We start from the raw sequence: 16,471 nt of genomic DNA, 5'->3' as shown, positions 1-16,471 counted from the left end.
TGGTGGAACCGCCGCCGACCCCGACGATGACGTCGGTGCGGGTGAAACCGCACTGGCCGAGCGCCTTCCAGCAGTAGGCGGCGACCTCGGCGGTCTTGGCCTCCTCGGCGTTCGGCACCTGGATGGCGACGGCCTCGTAGCCCTGCTCGGCCAGATCGGCGCGCAGCGCCTCCCCGGTCTCGGCCAGCGCCTCCGGGTGGATGACGGCGACCCGCTTGGCCCGCTGCCCGATCAGCCCGGCCAGCTCGCCCAGCAGCTGACGGCCCACCAGCACCTCGTAGGGGTCGGTGCCCGCCGTGCCGGCGACCGGGATCCGGGTGACTGCCTCGCTCATACCTGCTTCAACTCCACTGCGTCCCATGCCGCCTGCGTGACCTCTTCCGGCGTGCGGCCGTCGGTCGCCACGACGGCCGTGGCGACCTCCTCGTACAGGTGCCGGCGCGCCTCCATCAGCTCCCGCCACTGCTTGCGCGGGTTGACCGCGAGCAGCGGGCGGGCCACGCCGAGCCCGGTGCGGCGGACGGCCTCCTCGACCTCCATCGACAGGTAGACCACCCGGTGGCCGGCGAGCAGCGCGCGGGTGTCGGCGTCGAGGATCGCCCCGCCGCCGAGTGCGAGGACGCCCTCGTGCTCGGCGAGCGCGGTGTGCACGGCCCGCTTCTCGATGGCGCGGAAGGCCGCCTCGCCCTCGTCCACGAAGATCTCGGAGATCGTGCGGCCCTCGGCGGCCACGATGTCCTCGTCGGTGTCCCGGAAGCCGACGCCGAGGCGCTCGGCGAGCAGCCGTCCGACGGTGGACTTGCCCACGCCCATCGGACCGACCAGGACGACCGCGGGCATGCCGCTCACCTGATCGCCAGGCTGTCGAGGTACGACGTCACGTTCCGGCGGGTCTCCGCCACCGAGTCGCCGCCGAACTTCTCCGCGACCGCGTCCGCGAGGACGAGCGCCACCATGGCCTCGGCGACGATGCCGGCCGCCGGGACGGCGGAGACGTCCGAGCGCTGGTGGTGGGCCTGCGCGGGCTCGCCCGTGGCCACGTCCACCGTCTTCAGCGCCCGCGGCACGGTGGCGATCGGCTTCATCGCGGCCCGCACCCGCAGCAGCTCTCCGGTGGACAGGCCGCCCTCGGTGCCGCCGGCACGGCCGGAGACGCGCTTGATGCCCTCGGCGGTGTTCACGATCTCGTCGTGCGCCTTCGAGCCCGGCACCCGGGCCAGCTCGAAACCGTCACCGATCTCCACGCCCTTGATCGCCTGGATGCCCATCAGCGCACCGGCGAGACGGGCGTCCAGCTTGCGGTCCCAGTGCACGTGCGAACCGAGGCCGACCGGGACGCCGTAGGCCAGCACCTCGACCACACCGCCCAGGGTGTCGCCGTCCTTGTGCGCCTGGTCGACCTCCGCGACCATCGCCTTCGAGGCAGCGGCGTCCAGGCAGCGCAGCGGGTCGGCGTCGAGCTTGTCGACATCGGCCGGGGTCGGGTAGACGCCCTGCGGAGCCTTCACGGAGCACAGCTCGACCACGTGGGAGACGATCTCGATACCGGCCGTCTCCTTCAGGTACGACCGGGCGACCGCGCCCAGCGCGACCCGGGCGGCCGTCTCGCGGGCCGAGGCGCGCTCCAGGATCGGCCGGGCCTCGTCGAAGCCGTACTTCTGCATGCCCGCCAGGTCGGCGTGGCCGGGCCGGGGGCGGGTCAGCGGCGCGTTGCGGGCGAGGCCGGCGAGGATCTCCGGGTCGACCGGGTCGGCCGCCATGACCTGGTCCCACTTCGGCCACTCGGTGTTGCCCACCATGATCGCCACCGGGGAGCCGAGGGTCAGGCCGTGCCGGACGCCGCCCAGGAAGGTGACCTCGTCCCGCTCGAACTTCATCCGGGCACCGCGGCCATAGCCGAGCCGCCGCCGCGCCAGGTGGTCCGCCACCATGTCCGTGGTGATCGGCACGCCGGCGGGAAGACCCTCCAGCGTCGCGACAAGTGCGGGACCGTGGGACTCCCCCGCGGTCAGCCAACGCAGCCTGCTCAACGGTGCTCCTCAGTGCTCGCGCCCGGTACTGCCCTGCGCACGCGCTTCCTCGCGTACGGCGACGGCGCCACCGGGTGCGCGACCCCGGTCCGCCACCTCCGATCCTCCCACGTCCCGGCTCGGGAACCGGCCGCCGGTCCAGCAGGCGGACGCGTGCGCGGGCGTCAGCGGGCCGCGAGCGCCTTCTCGCCGGCGTGCCGCATGGCCTCCAGCGGACCCGGGGCGTGGCCGGTCATCTGCTCGAACTGGAGCACGGCCTGGTGGACCAGCAGGTCCAGGCCGCTGACCACGGCACCGCCGAACATGGACCAGCGGGCCGCCAGCTCGGTGGGCCAGGGATCGTAGAGCACGTCGAAGAGGGTGGCGGGGCGTTCGGGTACGGCGGTGGCGAGGGCGTCGGTGGCGCCGGCGGGCGTGGTGGCGATCACCAGCGGGGCGCGCAGCGCCTCGGCCGCGTCCGACCAGTCCGCCGTACGGACCTCCACGTCGAGGCGTTCGCCCCACTGGCGCATCTCGGCGGCGCGGGCCTCGCTGCGGACGTAGGCGACGACCTCTCCGGTGCAGACCCGGGCCAGCGCGGCGAGCGCGGAGGAGGCGGTGGCGCCGGCGCCGAGGATCGCGGCGGAGTCGACCTGCGCGATGCCGTGCTCGCGCAGGGCGGCCACCATGCCCGGGATGTCGGTGTTGTCGCCGAGCCGGCGGCCGTCCTCGGTGAGGACGAGCGTGTTGACGGCGTCGACCGAGGCCGCGGTGTCGCTGATCTCGTCCAGCAGCGGGATGACCGCCCGCTTCAGCGGCATGGTCAGCGACAGGCCGGCCCACTCCGGTCCGAGCCGGTCCAGGAAGCCGGGCAGGGCGGCCTCGTCGACGTCGAAGCTGTCGTACGACCAGTCGGCGAGTCCCGCCGCCCGGTACGCGGCCCGGTGCAGCACCGGGGAGAGGGAGTGGGCGATCGGCGAACCGAGCACGGCGGCACGACGGCCGTCAACTGCCTTCGATGTCATGGAGAGCTTTCCTCGGATTCCACGGATTCAGGCTACCTTGACCGGCCTTCCAACTCTCCTGATCTGCGACCCGCATGTGGGCCAGCCACAGGCCAGGGCCGGGGCCGGGGCCGTGGAGGGTCTTCTGGACCGCTTGTAGAAGAGCGAGGTCGCTCGACCAGCCTCCCCCGGACCGTTCGCACGACCCGTCCCTCAGTCCAGTGAGTGGTCGCGCGCTCCCGTCAGTTCTTGTTCCTCGCCGCATTCCACTCGTTGACCAGCTTCTCGTGGTCCGCCAGCGTCTTCGTGAACTTGCTGGTCTTGCCGTCCATCGAGATGAAGTAGTACCAGCCGTCGTGAGTCGGCTCGAGCGCACCCCTGAGCGCCTCCTCACCGGGGTTGTCGATAGGCCCCGGCGGCAAGCCCTTGGAGAAGTAGGTGTTGTAGGGGTTGCCGTACCTACGCAGCTCGGCAATGCTCAGATCGAGTTTGCTCTGATTCTTCACGTAGTTATAGGTGGAGTCGAACTCCAGTCGACCGTAGGTCTGAGGGTTATCGACCTTGAGTCGGTTGTACACGACCTCCGCCATCTTGCGGAAATCATCGTGACTGGTGCCCTCGGCCTGCACCAAGCTGGCCACCGTGAGCAGTTGCCAAGGACTTTCGAGGCCAAGCTCTTGTGCCTTGTTTTCCAGACCCAACGCTTTGAACTCTGCGGTGGACTGAGCCACCATCTTCCTGAGAACGGCCGCAGGCTTTTGCCCCTTGGTGACCGCGTAGCTCGAGGGGTAGAGGAAGCCTTCCAGCGGGTCCTTCAGGTTCGGGTGATTCGTCGCCCAAGCGGGCAGCCCAAGGTGCTTGTACTCCTTCTTCGCAACGCGTGCCGTGGTACCCGGCTTGACTCCGAGACGCTTGTCGACAAGGGCGTACACCGCTGTGTTGCGCAGACCCTCGGCGACGATCAGGTTGCTGCGGCTCTTCGGGCTCAGCATCAGTTCCACCGCGCTCGCGGCCGACATCTGCTTCTCCAGGGTGTAGACACCGTCCTGGAGCGATTTGCCGTCAGGGTTCGCCTGCAGGGCAGAGACGAACGCAGCGGCGCTCTCGACGACACCCGCGTCCTTCAGCTTCTGGCCGATCTCCCAGCCCCCTGCCCCCTTGGGGATCTCGACGGTGACCTGCTCCCCGTTGCCGTCGCCCGCGAAGTCCGGGGCCGCGCCGAAACGATTTTGGTAGAACTGGTAGCCGAAGTACCCGACGCCGGCCAGGCCGCCGCCGAACACCAGGACGACCACCATGCAGGCGCAGCCGGTGCGCCGCTTCTTGCTCTTGACGGGCTTCTTCCCCTTGCCGCGCCGCTCCCGCCGGCCCTGGAGCTCGTGCTCCTCGTCGTCCTCCTCGCCGTCGTCCGCCGGCAGGAGGTGCTCCTCCCCGGCCGCGGCCTCCGGCTCGGGTTCCGGCTCGGGACGTCTGCGGCCGGGCGGCTCCGGCGGCGGGTAGGCGTCCTCGGTGCCGTAGAAGTCGGGCTGTTCCCCGCCGTAGGCCACGGGCTGCTGGCCATAGGGGTCGCCGGGGTCGGCGGCGTACGGCACCTGGCCGTGGGTGCCGGTCGCGTCCCAGCCGCCCTGCTGGAACTGCTGCTGGGTCTGGCCGGGGAACCGCTGGTCGTACTGCTGGCCACCGGATCCGTCCGGGTACGCGTGCTGCTGCCCCTCGTACCCGGGCTGCTGCTCCTGGCTCCAGTCGCCGTGCTGCGGCGTCTGCGGATAGTGCTGGGGCTGGCCGTCGTAAGGGGACTGCCGGCCCGCGTGGGTCTGCTGTCCGCCCCATCCGCCGTCCCCGTACAACGGGTCCTCCGGATGCCACGGTTCGGAGCCTGGGCCCCGGCCATACTCAGTCATCGATCCCCTAGAGCCGCGAGGCCGACGGTCACGCGGCCCGTGGGCCGGCTTCCGCTCCGCCTCTTGCTGTGCCCCGGCTGTTCGAACACCGGCGCATCGCGCGGAACGTTACCGTATCGCGATCAGATGACCACTTCGACGCCTTCGCCGGGTGGATCGCCTGACACCCGTTCGGATTCCAGGGCCTGCTGCAAAATGATGACGGCGGCGGCCTGGTCGATGACCGCCCGGCCCTTCTTCGACTTCACGCCCGAGGCACGCAGCCCCTGACTGGCCGTCACCGTCGTCATCCGCTCGTCGACCAGCCGCACCGGCACCGGCTCGATGCCCTTGGCCAGCTCCTGGGCGAAGGCGCGGACCTTGACCGCGGCCGGGCCCTCGCTCCCCTTGAGAGAGCGGGGGAGGCCGACGACGACCTCGATCGGTTCGTACTCCGCCACCAGCCGGGCCAGCCGGCGGTGGGCGGCGGGCACGTCCCGGCCGGGGACGGTCTCCACCGGGGTGGCGAGGATCCCGTCGGGGTCGCACGAGGCGACCCCGATCCGGGCGTCCCCGACGTCGATCGCGAGCCGACGTCCTCTGCGCATGTCTCGACCGTCTCTTACTTGGCGGTCTCGGCGACCAGGCGCTCGACCGCGTCGGCGGCGTCGCCGACGGCGGCCGGGTTCTGGCCGCCGCCCTGGGCGACGTCCGGCTTGCCGCCACCGCCGCCGCCGAGCGCCTTGGCGGCCGTACGGACCAGGTCACCGGCCTTCAGACCGCGGTCGCGGGCGGCGTCGTTGGTGGCGATGACCGTGAGCGGCTTGCCGTTGTTCACCGTGAAGAGGGCCACGACGACGGCACGTCCGCCCTGGATCCGGCCGCGCACGTCCAGGACCAGCTTGCGCAGGTCGTCCGGCGTGGTGCCGTCCGGGACCCGGCCGGTCACCAGGGCCACGCCCCGCACGTCCTTGGCGGACTCGGCGAGACCGGCGGCGGCCTGGAGCACCTTCTCGGCGCGGAACTTCTCGATCTCCTTCTCGGCGTCCTTCAGCTTGCCGAGCATCGCGGCGACCTTCTCCGGCAGCTCCTCCGCGCGGCCCTTGAGCAGCTCGGTCAGCTGGTTGACGACCGTGTGCTCGCGGGCCAGGAAGTTGTAGGCGTCCACACCGACGAGGGCCTCGATACGGCGGACACCGGAACCGATGGAGGACTCGCCGAGCAGCTTCACCAGACCCAGCTGGGCGGTGTTGTGCACGTGCGTGCCGCCGCACAGCTCCTTGGAGAAGTCGCCGATGGTCACGACGCGCACCCGCTCGCCGTACTTCTCGCCGAACTCGGCGATGGCGCCCTGCTTCTTGGCCTCGTCGATGCCCATGACCTCGGCGTGCACGTCGAGGTCGCGGGCCAGCACCTCGTTGATCTTCTGCTCGACGTCGGTCATCACGGCCGTCGGCACCGCGGCCGGGGAGCCGAAGTCGAAGCGGAAGCGGCCCGGCTGGTTCTCGGAACCGGCCTGGGCGGCCGTCGGGCCGAGGGCGTCGCGCAGCGCCTGGTGCGTGAGGTGGGTGGCCGAGTGGGCGCGGGCGATGGCCGTACGGCGGCGGGCGTCGATCGAGGCGTGGGCCTTGGCGCCGACGGTGACCTCGCCGACCTGGACGACGCCCTTGTGGACGTACACCCCGGGGACCGGCTTCTGGCAGTCGCGGACCTCGATCACGGCACCGGAGTCGACCCGGATCCTGCCGGTGTCGCCGATCTGGCCGCCGCCCTCGGCGTAGAACGGGGTGCGGTCCAGGACGATCTCGACCTCGTCGCCCTCGGTGGCGGCCGGGGAGGAGGCGCCGTCGACCAGGATGCCGACGATCGTGGACTCGCCCTCGGTGTCGGTGTAGCCGATGAAGTCGGTCGCACCGGCCTTGTCGGCGATCTCGCGGTAGGCGCCCATGTCGGCGTGGCCGGTCTTCTTGGCCTGGGCGTCGGCCTTGGCGCGCTCCCGCTGCTCCTTCATCAGGCGGCGGAAGCCGTCCTCGTCCACGGACAGCCCCTGCTCGGCGGCCATCTCCAGGGTGAGGTCGATCGGGAAGCCCCAGGTGTCGTGGAGCAGGAACGCCTTGTCGCCGGGGAGCACGGCCGAGCCCGAGGCCTTGGTCTCGGTGACGGCGGTGTCCAGGATGTTGGTGCCGGCCTTCAGCGTCTTCAGGAAGGCGTTCTCCTCGGCGAGGGCGACCTTCTCGATGCGCTCGCGGTCGGTGATCAGCTCGGGGTACTGCTGGCCCATCATGCGGATGACGACGTCGATGAGGTCCTTGACGACCGGACCCGTGGCGCCGAGCAGACGCATGTTGCGGATGGCGCGGCGCATGATGCGGCGCAGCACATAGCCGCGGCCCTCGTTGCCGGGGGTGACGCCGTCGCCGATGAGCATGGTGGCGGTGCGCATGTGGTCGGTGACCACGCGCAGGGAGACGTCCGAGGCGTGGGCGTCGCCGTAGCGCACGCCGGTCAGCTCGGTGGCCTTGTCGATGACGGCCATGGAGGTGTCGATCTCGTACATGTTCTGCACGCCCTGCAGAATCATGGCGAGCCGCTCCAGGCCGAGGCCGGTGTCGATGTTCTTGCTCGGCAGGTCCCCGAGGATCTCGAAGTTGTCCTTGCCGATGCCCTCGCCCCGCTCGTACTGCATGAAGACGAGGTTCCAGATCTCCACGTACCGCTCGTCGTTGACGGCGGGGCCGCCCTCGACGCCGAACTCGGGGCCGCGGTCGTAGTTGATCTCGGAGCAGGGGCCGCAGGGGCCGGGGACGCCCATGGACCAGTAGTTGTCCTTCATGCCGAGGCGCTGGATGCGCTCCTTCGGCACGCCCACGACCTCGTGCCAGATGCGCTCGGCCTCGTCGTCGTCCTTGTAGACGGTGATCCACAGGCGCTCGGGGTCGAGGCCGTAACCGCCCTTGTCCTGGGGCGTGGTGAGCAGCTCCCAGGCGTACTTGATGGCGCCTTCCTTGAAGTAGTCGCCGAAGGAGAAGTTGCCGCACATCTGGAAGAAGGTGCCGTGCCGCGTGGTCTTGCCGACCTCTTCGATGTCGGGTGTGCGCACGCACTTCTGCACGCTGGTGGCGCGCGGGAAGGGCGGCTTGACCTCACCCAGGAAGTAGGGCTTGAAGGGCACCATGCCGGCGGGGACGAGGAGCAGAGTCGGGTCGTCCGCGATGAGCGACGCCGAAGGGACGACGGTGTGCCCGCGCTCCTCGAAGAAGCTCAGCCAGCGGCGGCGAATCTCGGCCGACTCCATCAGTGGTCCTCATTCCGGTTGTACGAGTACGTCGTGTTCTCGATGTACTGCGGGTTGCTGCGGTTGTTCTCGATGGCGGCACGCCGCCGGGGCGCCGGGAGTTCGGGGCTGTCCTGGATGCCGAGGGCCTCCTCCAGCTCCGCCTCCCGCTGCGCCATGTTGTCGCGGACGTCGAGCGCGAAGCCGACCGCGCGGTCCTTCAGCCGCTGGCCGGTCTCCAGGGCCTTGTTCGCCGCGCTGACGGCGAGGCTCTCCGGCGTGAGCTGCCTCAGCTTGCGGTTGACCTTGGTGGTGGCCCACACACCGGCGGCGACACCGGTGCTGAACCAGAACGTACGGCGGAACATCGCTCGCTCTCAGTCCTTACTTGCGCTTGCGGCGTGCGGCGGGGACCGTCCGGCCCACGATCACGGTACGCCGGGGCGTCTTGGCGGGCACGTCCTCCTTGCGGCCGCCGAGCGCCCGGCGGACGCCGTAGCCGAAGGCCGCGACCTTCACCAGGGGGCCGCCGAAGGTGGAGGCGACGGTGGTGGACAGCGCGGACGCGTTCGACGTGACCTCCTGGACGTCGGTGGCGATCGCGTCGACCCGGTCGATCTGGGTCTGCGCCGAGCGCACGGCCTGGGAGGCGTCGGCGAGCAGTGGCACCGCCTGGTCGGTCACGTCCGCGACGAGCTTGGTGGTCGCCCTGAGCGTCTGGGCCAGCCTCGCCAGTGCGACCGCGAGGAAGGAGACCAGGATCGCCCAGAAGACGGCCACCAGGATCCCGGCCACCTCTCCACCGGACACTGTGCGCACCCGCTCCCTGAAACGTGCCTGAGCATCTGAACCGTGAAAAAACAGTGCCCCGAGCCTATCGCGCCGGGGCCTGGGCTCCGTACCCGATTACCGGGCGGGGCGGGCGGAGTTGCGGGAAGCGATTGTACGCAGTGAACACGGTTCAGTACGCTCCGTGTCCCATGCGAGGTCCTCACAGCCCCGGCTCCCCGGCGGACGGCGATCCGCCCGTCGAACTCACCGCGTTCGTCGGACGCTCGGCCGAGCTGGCCGAGCTGACGGCGGCACTGGGCCGGGCGCGGCTGGTGACCGTGACCGGGGTGGGCGGGGTCGGCAAGTCCCGGCTGGCCGCGCGGGCGGCGGCCCGCTGGACCTCCGGTGCCGGGGCGGGCGGGCCGGGCCGGGGGCCGGCGGAGCTGTCGACCGTGCGGGACCCGCAGTTCGTGGAGTACGCGGTCGTGGAGGCGCTGGGGCTGACCGACCACACCGCCCGCCCGCCCCGCCAGACGCTGCTGGAGCATCTGGCGGGCCGTCCGGCGCTGCTGGTGCTGGACGGGTTCGAGCACCTGGTGGCGGCCTGTGCCGATCTGACGGCGGAGCTGCTGCGCGCCCTGCCGGAGCTGCGCGTGCTGGCCGTGGGCCGGCGTCCCCTCGGCCTGGCGGGCGAGCGGCTGTTCCCGCTGGCGCCGCTCGGCGAGGACGAGGCGGTGGAGCTGTTCACGGACCGGGCCCGCGCGCACGGGGTGCCGGTGGCCGACGGCGCCGAGGTGCGGGAGCTGTGCCGGCGCCTGGAGGGGATCCCGCTGGCGCTGGAGCTCGCGGCCGGGCGGCTGCGCGCGCTGTCCCCGGGGCAGCTGCTGCAGCGGCTCGACGACCGGTTCCGGCTGCTGACCGGCGGCGACCGGGACGCCCTCCCCCGGCACCGGGCGCTGCGCACGGCGATCGGCTGGAGCCACGAGCTGTGCACGCCGGCCGAACGGCTGCTGTGGGCACGGCTGTCGGTGTTCGCGCAGACCTTCGACCTGGAGGCGGCCGAGTACGTGTGCAGCGGGGACGGGCTGGCCGCCGACGACGTCCTGGACGTGCTGGCGGAACTGCTCGCCCAGTCGGTCGTCTCCCGCGAGGAGACCCCGGCCGGCCCCCGTTACCGGATGCTGGACACCGTCCGGGCCTACGGCGCCGGCTGGCTGCAGGCCACGGGGGACGCCGGCCGGCTGCGCAGACGGCACCGCGACTGGTACCTGGGCCTGGCGACCTGGTGCGAGCTGGAGTGGTTCTCGCCCCGGCAGCGGGAGGTGGCCGCCCGGGTCGACGCCGAGCTGCCGAACCTGCGGACGGCGCTGGAGTTCTGTCTGACCGAGCCGGAGGAGGCGCACCTCGGCCAGCACCTGGCGGGTTCGCTGTGGTTCTGCTGGGTGGGCTGCGGCCGGCTCCCGGAGGGGCGGCGGTGGCTGGAGCGCAGCGTGGAACTGGACTCGGAGTACGAACAGTCCCGGCTGAAGGCGCTGTGGGTGCTCGGCTACGTGGCGATCCTGCAGGGCGAGACCGTGCCCGCGCTCCAGGCGCTCCAGGCCTGCCGGGAACAGGCGGAGCGGTCGGCCGACGCGACGGCGGTGGCGTACGCCGAGCACCGCACCGGCTGTCTCGCCCTGGTCTCGGACGACATGCCCCGCGCAGAAACGCTGCTGCGGTCGGCGCTGGACCGCTACCAGGAGATCGGGGAGCTGAACAGCAACGTCCTGATGGGCCAGGTGGAACTGGCGATGGCGCGGGCGTTCCAGGGGGACCTGCCGGACGCGGTGCGGCTGTGCGAGGACGTGCGCCGGGTGTGCGAGGACCACGGGGAGCGCTGGGCGCGGTCGTACGCGCTGTACGTGCTGGCGTACGCGGCCTGGCAGGGCGGTGATCCGGCCCGCGCGCGGGAGCTGCTGGCGGAGTGCCTGGACCACGCGCACACCTTCCGCGACCTGCTCGGGACGGTGCTGTCGATCGAGCTGCTGGCCCTGGTGACGGTGGGGCAGGGCGATGCGGTGGAGGCGGCGGTGCTCCAGGGCGCGGCCGGGCGGATGTGGCCCTCGGTCGGGCTGCCGCTGTTCGGCTCGGCGTACTTCAACGCCCCGCACGAGCTGTGCGAGGCGACGGCCCGGGAGGCGCTGGGCGACGAGCGGTACGAGGAGTGGGTGCGCCGGGGGGCGCGGCTGGACCGGGAGACCGCGGTGGCCCGGGCGCTCAGCGAGGACGTCCGGCCGCTGCCGGCGCTGCCGGCGCCCCGGGGGCCGGTTCCGGGGACCCGCTCCGGACAGCGCGAACCCGCCGCCTCGCCCACCCGGAAGGGTGGGGAGACGGCGGGCTGAGGACGTGCGCCGGGGCTGGGATCAGCGGGCGTAGTACTCGACGACGAGCTGCTCGTCGCAGATCACCGGGATCTCCTTGCGGTTCGGCTCGCGGTCCAGGCGGAACGCCAGGGCCTTGAGGTTCACCTGCAGGTAGCGCGGGATCTCGCCGTCGGGGGCGAAGCCACCCTCACGGGCGATCGTGAAGAGCGTCTTCTCCTTGGAGCGGTCGCGGACCTGCACGACGTCGTCCGGGCGGACGCGGAAGGACGGCTTGTCGACCTTCTGGCCGTTGACCTGGATGTGGCCGTGGACGACCATCTGGCGGGCCTGGTAGATCGTGCGGGCGATGCCCGAACGCAGGACCAGCGCGTCGAGGCGGCGCTCCAGCTCGACGATCAGGGCCTCACCGGTCTTGCCCTGGACCTTGGACGCGCGCTCGTAGGCGCGGACCAGCTGGCGCTCGGAGATGTCGTACTGGGCGCGCAGACGCTGCTTCTCCAGCAGACGGACCTTGTAGTCCGAGTTCTGCTTGCGGCCGCGGCCGTGCTCACCCGGCGGGTAGGGGCGGGCCTCGAAGTACTTGACGGCCTTCGGGGTCAGCGCGATACCGAGGGCACGCGACTTCTTGACCTTGGGGCGGGACTGGTTCGCCACTCTTATCTCATTTCCTAGTTTCCGGCTCGTCAGGATTAGAGAGGTCGCATCCGCAGCCGGGAAAACCCGCCGGGTCCGCTGGGGACCTGCCGGGCAGCCGCTTCCCTGGTCTGGGCACATACGTGCAGCACGCGAGTGGCCCACCGACCGTCCCGGAACTGCAGGGGGGTGGTGGGCTGCCCGCGACACCGTTCGACGGTGCGCGACGCTCCTGGAACCCGCTGGGGGTTCCGGCTGTCCGTCCCGTTCTGACTGCACGGGACACAGCACTTCGGAGCAGTCTACAGGGCGCTCAGGACCGCTTGCGACCGAGGTGGGCGCGGGTCCACTCCACGGCGTCCGCGTACCTGGCCTCGGCGCCGTGCCGGCTCGGCGTGTAGTACGCGCGGTCCTTCAGGGCGTCCGGGGCGTACTGCTGCTCGGCGATGCCCTCGGGCAGGTCGTGCGGGTACACGTACCCCTGCGCGTGGCCGAGCTTGGCGGCACCCTGGTAGTGCCCGTCGCGCAGGTGCGGCGGCACCGGGCCGGCCAGGCCCTTGCGCACGTCGTCCAGGGCGGCGCCGATCGCGGTGGTCGCGGAGTTCGACTTGGGGGCGAGGGCCAGGGCGATCGTGGCGTGGCTGAGGGTGAGCGCGGCCTCCGGGAAGCCGATCATCGCGACCGCCTGGGCGGCGGCGACCGCGATCGGCAGGGCCTGCGGGTCGGCCAGGCCGATGTCCTCGCTGGCGGAGATCATCAGGCGGCGGGCGATGAACCGGGGGTCCTCACCGGCCTCGATCATGCGGGCCAGGTAGTGCAGGGCCGCGTCGACGTCGGAACCGCGGATGGACTTGATGAGGGCGCTGGCGACGTCGTAGTGCTGGTCGCCGTCGCGGTCGTACTTCACGGCGCCACGGTCGACGGTCTCTTCCAGCGTCGTCAGGGCGATCTCGGTCTCGCCCTTGTCGAGCGCGGCCCCGGCGGCGGCCTCCAGCGCGGTCAGGGCGCGGCGGGCGTCGCCGCCGGCGATGCGCAGGAGGTGGTTCTCGGTGTCCTCGGGGAGGGTGACGGCGCCGTTCAGGCCGCGTTCCTCGGTGAGGGCCCGCCGCAGCAGGCCCCGGACGTCGTCGTCGGTGAGGGATTCGAGGGTGAGCAGGAGGGACCGGGAGAGCAGGGGCGAGATGACGGAGAAGTACGGGTTCTCCGTGGTCGCCGCGATGAGGGTCACCCAGCGGTTCTCGACGGCCGGGAGCAGGGAGTCCTGCTGGGCCTTGCTGAAGCGGTGGATCTCGTCGAGGAAGAGGACGGTCTCCTTGCCGTAGCCGCCGGAGGCGCGGCGGGCTCCGTCGATGACCGCACGGACCTCCTTGACGCCCGCGGTGATCGCCGACAGTTCGACGAAGCGTTTGTCGGTGGCCTTGGAGACGACGTACGCCAGGGTCGTCTTGCCGGTGCCGGGCGGACCCCAGAGGATCACCGAGGAGGGCCCGGCGGGGCCCTTGGCCCCCTGGCCGACCAGGCGGCGCAGGGGTGAGCCCGGTTTCAGCAGGTGCTGCTGGCCGACGACCTCGTCGAGGGTGCGCGGACGCATCCGGACCGCCAGGGGGCTGCCGGTCGGGTCCTTCTCCTGGCGTTCTTCTGCTGCGGCGGTGAACAGGTCGGGCTCCACGCGGAAACCCTAAAACACGGCACTGACAATCCCTCGGGACGGTCAACTGGTCCAGAAGTCCCACCAGCGGGTGAGGATCAGCATGCCGATGATGCCGATGTGCAGTACCGGCATGACCCAGGTGAACTCGCCGAAGAAGCTCTTCATCCAGCGCGGGGAGGGCAGGAAGCCGTTGCGGACGTTGAACGAGGTCACGTACCAGAACATGATGATCGTCGCGACCCAGGCCAGGGAGCACCACAGGCACAGGGCGTTGATCCGGTACAGGGACTGGAACATCAGCCAGGCGCAGAAGCTCACGCCGAAGAGCGTGCCGGCGTTGAAGGTCAGCCAGTACCAGCGCGGGAACCGGGCGCGGGCCAGCAGGCTCATGCCGACGCAGACGACGATGCCGTAGGCGACCAGGCCGAGCATCGGGTTGGGGAAGCCGAAGGCGGCGGCCTGCTTGCTCTCCATGACGCTGCCGCAGGAGACCACGGGGTTCATGCTGCACCCGGGGGTGAACGTCTTGCCGACGGCCTTGGCTTCCAGCAGCTTGAACTTGTCGATCGTGATGACCCAGGCGGCCAGCAGCCCGGCCGCGCCGGTGATCACCAGGAGGACGGCGAAGGCACGGCTGCCGCCGGCCGCGCGCGGGGCGTCGGCGGCGCGCTCCGGACCGGGTTCCGCGGAGACGTCTTTGACTGTCGTCTTGCTCATCACGCCGATTCCGTCACTTGAGAGTCGGACCATCTTCGGGCACGGGTCATTGTGCCGCACACGCCTGTGTGCGCACCGTTCGCTTCCCATAAGGATGTACGTACGACAGGTGTCGTCCGCTCGGTTCCGGACGGCACCGGGGGCCGGGGACGAAGGCGCCGGACGCCCCTCGGGGGAACGTCCGGCGCACCCGCGCGCGGGCGTGTGTCAGCCGAGCCGGGACTCCAGCTCCGCCACGATCTCGTTGACGCCGATCGCCGTCTGCTCGCCGGACTCCATGTCCTTGAGCTGGACGACGCCCTCGGCGAGGTCGCGCTCGCCGGCGACGATCGTGTAGCGGGCGCCCGAGCGGTTGGCGTTCTTCATGGCGCCCTTCAGGCCCTTGCCGCCGTACGCGAAGTCCGCCGCGATGCCCACCTTGCGCAGGTCGTTGACCTTCCCGAACAGCACCCGGCGGGCCTCCTCGCCGAGCGGGACGGCGTAGACCGAGGTGGCGGACGGGATGTCGAGTTCCACGCCCTCGGCCTCCAGCGCGAGGACCGTGCGGTCGACGCCCAGCGCCCAGCCGACGGAGGGCAGCGCGGGGCCCCCGATCATCTCGGACAGGCCGTCGTAGCGGCCGCCGCCGCCCACCGCGGACTGCGAGCCCAGGCCGTCGTGGACGAACTCGAAGGTGGTGCGGGTGTAGTAGTCCAGGCCGCGCACCAGCTTGGGGTCGTCCTCGAAGGAGACGCCGGCCTCCGTCATCAGCTCGCGGACCTCCTCGTGGTACGCCTTGCAGGCGTCGCACAGGTAGTCGCGCAGCAGCGGGGCGCCCGTGAGCTGCTTCTGGACCGACTCGCGCTTGTCGTCGAGGACACGGAGCGGGTTGATCTCCGCGCGGCGCAGCGTGTCCTCGTCCAGGTCCAGGCCGCGCAGGAAGTCCTGCAGCGCGGCCCGGTACACCGGACGGCACTCCTTGTCGCCCAGGCTGTTGAGCAGGATGCGGAAGTCCCTGAGGCCCAGCGTGCGGTACGCCTGGTCGGCGAGGATGATCAGCTCGGCGTCCAGCGCCGGGTCCTCCGCGCCGATCGCCTCGGCGCCGACCTGGGAGAAGTGCCGGTAACGGCCCTTCTGGGGGCGCTCGTAGCGGTACTGCGAGCCCGAGTACCAGACCTTCACCGGGAGGTTGCCCGTCTTGTGCAGGTTGGCCTCCAGGACCGCCCGCAGCACGGGCGCGGTGGTCTCCGGGCGCAGGGCCAGCTTGTCGCCGCCCTTCGTCTCGAAGACGTACATCTCCTTGGTCACGATGTCGGTGGACTCGCCGACACCGCGCGCGAAGAGTTCGACGTTCTCGAAGCCGGGGGTCTCGATGTAGCCGTAGCCGGAGCTCCTGAGCGGCGCGGCGATCGCCTCACGGACGGCCAGGAACCTGGCGCTGTCCGGCGGCAGCAGGTCGTACGTGCCCTTGGGGGCCTTGAAAGTGCTCACGGAAATCTTTCGTCACATTCCTCGTCGGGGAGCCTCGGCTCCCTGGCCGGCGGCCACCTGCCGCAGATAGGGGTTGGCGGCGCGCTCCTGGCCGATGGTCGTCTGGGGGCCGTGTCCGGACAGCACCACGGTGGAGTCCTCGAGCGGCAGGCACACGCGGGCCAGCGAGTCGAGCATGTCCGTCATGGATCCGCCCGGCAGATCGGTGCGTCCGATGGAGCCGGCGAACAGCAGGTCCCCGGAGAAGAACACCGACGGGACGTCGGCGGTCTCGGGCATCCGGAAGGTCACCGACCCCTTGGTATGGCCCGGTGCGTGGCTGACGGAGAACTCCAGCCCGGCCAGTGCCAGGGACGTGCCGTCGGTCAGCTCCCTGACGTCGTCCGGCTCCCCCACGGTCAGCTCGCCCATCAGCGGCATGCCGATCGACCGGCCGAGCGCCTTCTCGGGGTCGCTCATCATGTACCGGTCCTCGGGGTGGATCCACGCCGGTACGTCGTGCGCCCCGCAGACGGGCACGACCGAGGCGACATGGTCGATGTGGCCGTGGGTGAGGACGACGGCGACGGGCTTGAGCCGATGCTTCTTCAGCGCTTCCTCGACGCCTTCGGCGGCCTGGTGGCCGGGGTCGATGATCACGCACTCCTCACCGGCGGCGGGGGCGACGAGATAACAGTTCGTCCCCCAGGCCCCGGCGGG

General features: G+C 71.1%; 14 protein-coding genes and 1 pseudogene. 1 reads left to right on the top strand and 14 read right to left on the bottom strand.

Translation table 11 applies throughout. From position 1 onward, the window contains the following. The 9 genes and pseudogenes from IE312_RS42125 to IE312_RS27940 form a co-directional block, all read right to left on the bottom strand. Positions 1-334 (bottom strand): annotated as a pseudogene (locus IE312_RS42125) (3-dehydroquinate synthase); the annotation flags it as partial. Then, complete coding sequence (locus tag IE312_RS27975; protein ID WP_189985075.1) at positions 331-840, bottom strand: shikimate kinase; 510 nt, start codon at positions 838-840, stop codon at positions 331-333. The pseudogene IE312_RS42125 and the gene IE312_RS27975, both read right to left, overlap by 4 nt. Before the next feature lie 5 nt (positions 841-845). Continuing rightward, positions 846-2,030 carry a chorismate synthase gene (aroC, locus tag IE312_RS27970; protein ID WP_189985074.1) on the bottom strand — a complete coding sequence of 395 codons (1,185 nt, stop codon included), beginning with the start codon at positions 2,028-2,030 and terminating at the stop codon, positions 846-848. 164 nt (positions 2,031-2,194) lie between these two features. Further along, positions 2,195-3,034: a shikimate dehydrogenase gene (locus IE312_RS27965; protein WP_189985073.1), complete on the bottom strand. Its 840-nt coding sequence runs from the start codon at positions 3,032-3,034 to the stop codon at positions 2,195-2,197. A gap of 221 nt (positions 3,035-3,255) precedes the next feature. Further along, entirely contained in the window at positions 3,256-4,914 is a 1,659-nt protein-coding gene (gene mltG, locus IE312_RS27960) for an endolytic transglycosylase MltG (protein WP_189985072.1), read from the bottom strand. 122 nt (positions 4,915-5,036) lie between these two features. Beyond that, positions 5,037-5,501 carry a Holliday junction resolvase RuvX gene (ruvX, locus tag IE312_RS27955; RefSeq protein WP_189985071.1) on the bottom strand — a complete coding sequence of 155 codons (465 nt, stop codon included), beginning with the start codon at positions 5,499-5,501 and terminating at the stop codon, positions 5,037-5,039. Between the two features lie 14 nt (positions 5,502-5,515). Beyond that, complete coding sequence (gene alaS, locus IE312_RS27950) at positions 5,516-8,188, bottom strand: alanine--tRNA ligase (protein WP_189985070.1); 2,673 nt, start codon at positions 8,186-8,188, stop codon at positions 5,516-5,518. After that, on the bottom strand, positions 8,188-8,535 hold the full coding sequence (locus IE312_RS27945) for a hypothetical protein (RefSeq protein ID WP_189985069.1): 348 nt from the start codon (positions 8,533-8,535) through the stop codon (positions 8,188-8,190). Before IE312_RS27945 ends, alaS begins: the two co-directional genes overlap by 1 nt. Before the next feature lie 16 nt (positions 8,536-8,551). Continuing rightward, positions 8,552-8,986 carry a DUF948 domain-containing protein gene (locus IE312_RS27940; protein ID WP_189985068.1) on the bottom strand — a complete coding sequence of 145 codons (435 nt, stop codon included), beginning with the start codon at positions 8,984-8,986 and terminating at the stop codon, positions 8,552-8,554. Positions 8,987-9,147: 161 nt separating this feature from the next. Between IE312_RS27940 and IE312_RS27935 the strand changes: the two genes are divergently transcribed. Then, a complete protein-coding gene (locus IE312_RS27935) occupies positions 9,148-11,319 on the top strand; it encodes an ATP-binding protein (RefSeq protein WP_189985067.1) in 2,172 nt (723 codons plus the stop codon). Positions 11,320-11,340: 21 nt separating this feature from the next. Here IE312_RS27935 and rpsD read toward each other — a convergent pair whose 3' ends face one another. The 5 genes from rpsD to IE312_RS27910 form a co-directional block, all read right to left on the bottom strand. Further along, positions 11,341-11,955 carry a 30S ribosomal protein S4 gene (gene rpsD, locus IE312_RS27930; RefSeq protein ID WP_189985066.1) on the bottom strand — a complete coding sequence of 205 codons (615 nt, stop codon included), beginning with the start codon at positions 11,953-11,955 and terminating at the stop codon, positions 11,341-11,343. Between the two features lie 292 nt (positions 11,956-12,247). Further along, entirely contained in the window at positions 12,248-13,603 is a 1,356-nt protein-coding gene (locus IE312_RS27925; protein WP_189985065.1) for a replication-associated recombination protein A, read from the bottom strand. Between the two features lie 42 nt (positions 13,604-13,645). Next, positions 13,646-14,302, bottom strand: coding sequence for a vitamin K epoxide reductase family protein (locus IE312_RS27920; RefSeq protein ID WP_189985064.1), 657 nt, complete (start codon positions 14,300-14,302; stop codon positions 13,646-13,648). 207 nt (positions 14,303-14,509) lie between these two features. After that, on the bottom strand, positions 14,510-15,772 hold the full coding sequence (gene hisS / locus IE312_RS27915; RefSeq protein WP_189985063.1) for a histidine--tRNA ligase: 1,263 nt from the start codon (positions 15,770-15,772) through the stop codon (positions 14,510-14,512). A 12-nt stretch (positions 15,773-15,784) separates the two neighbouring features. Further along, positions 15,785-16,471 (bottom strand): MBL fold metallo-hydrolase (locus tag IE312_RS27910; protein ID WP_189985062.1); only part of this gene is annotated, 687 nt, incomplete at its 5' end.

It is taken from the genome of Streptomyces capoamus, from assembly GCF_014654935.1.
Classification (GTDB): domain Bacteria; phylum Actinomycetota; class Actinomycetes; order Streptomycetales; family Streptomycetaceae; genus Streptomyces; species Streptomyces capoamus.
The sequence above is the reverse complement of the archived record's forward strand: the minus strand, read 5'-3'. Positions and strand labels throughout refer to the sequence as shown.

Excerpts from the sequence above, each read along its gene's own strand:
- IE312_RS27945 (WP_189985069.1), bottom strand. The coding sequence starts at position 8,535 with ATGTTCCGCCGTACGTTCTGGTTCAGCACCGGTGTCGCCGCCGGTGTG.
- IE312_RS27920 (WP_189985064.1), bottom strand. The coding sequence starts at position 14,302 with ATGAGCAAGACGACAGTCAAAGACGTCTCCGCGGAACCCGGTCCGGAG.
- IE312_RS27975 (WP_189985075.1), bottom strand. The coding sequence starts at position 840 with ATGCCCGCGGTCGTCCTGGTCGGTCCGATGGGCGTGGGCAAGTCCACC.
- ruvX (WP_189985071.1), bottom strand. The coding sequence starts at position 5,501 with ATGCGCAGAGGACGTCGGCTCGCGATCGACGTCGGGGACGCCCGGATC.
- mltG (WP_189985072.1), bottom strand. The coding sequence starts at position 4,914 with ATGACTGAGTATGGCCGGGGCCCAGGCTCCGAACCGTGGCATCCGGAG.
- IE312_RS27935 (WP_189985067.1), top strand. The coding sequence starts at position 9,148 with ATGCGAGGTCCTCACAGCCCCGGCTCCCCGGCGGACGGCGATCCGCCC.
- IE312_RS27965 (WP_189985073.1), bottom strand. The coding sequence starts at position 3,034 with ATGACATCGAAGGCAGTTGACGGCCGTCGTGCCGCCGTGCTCGGTTCG.
- alaS (WP_189985070.1), bottom strand. The coding sequence starts at position 8,188 with ATGGAGTCGGCCGAGATTCGCCGCCGCTGGCTGAGCTTCTTCGAGGAG.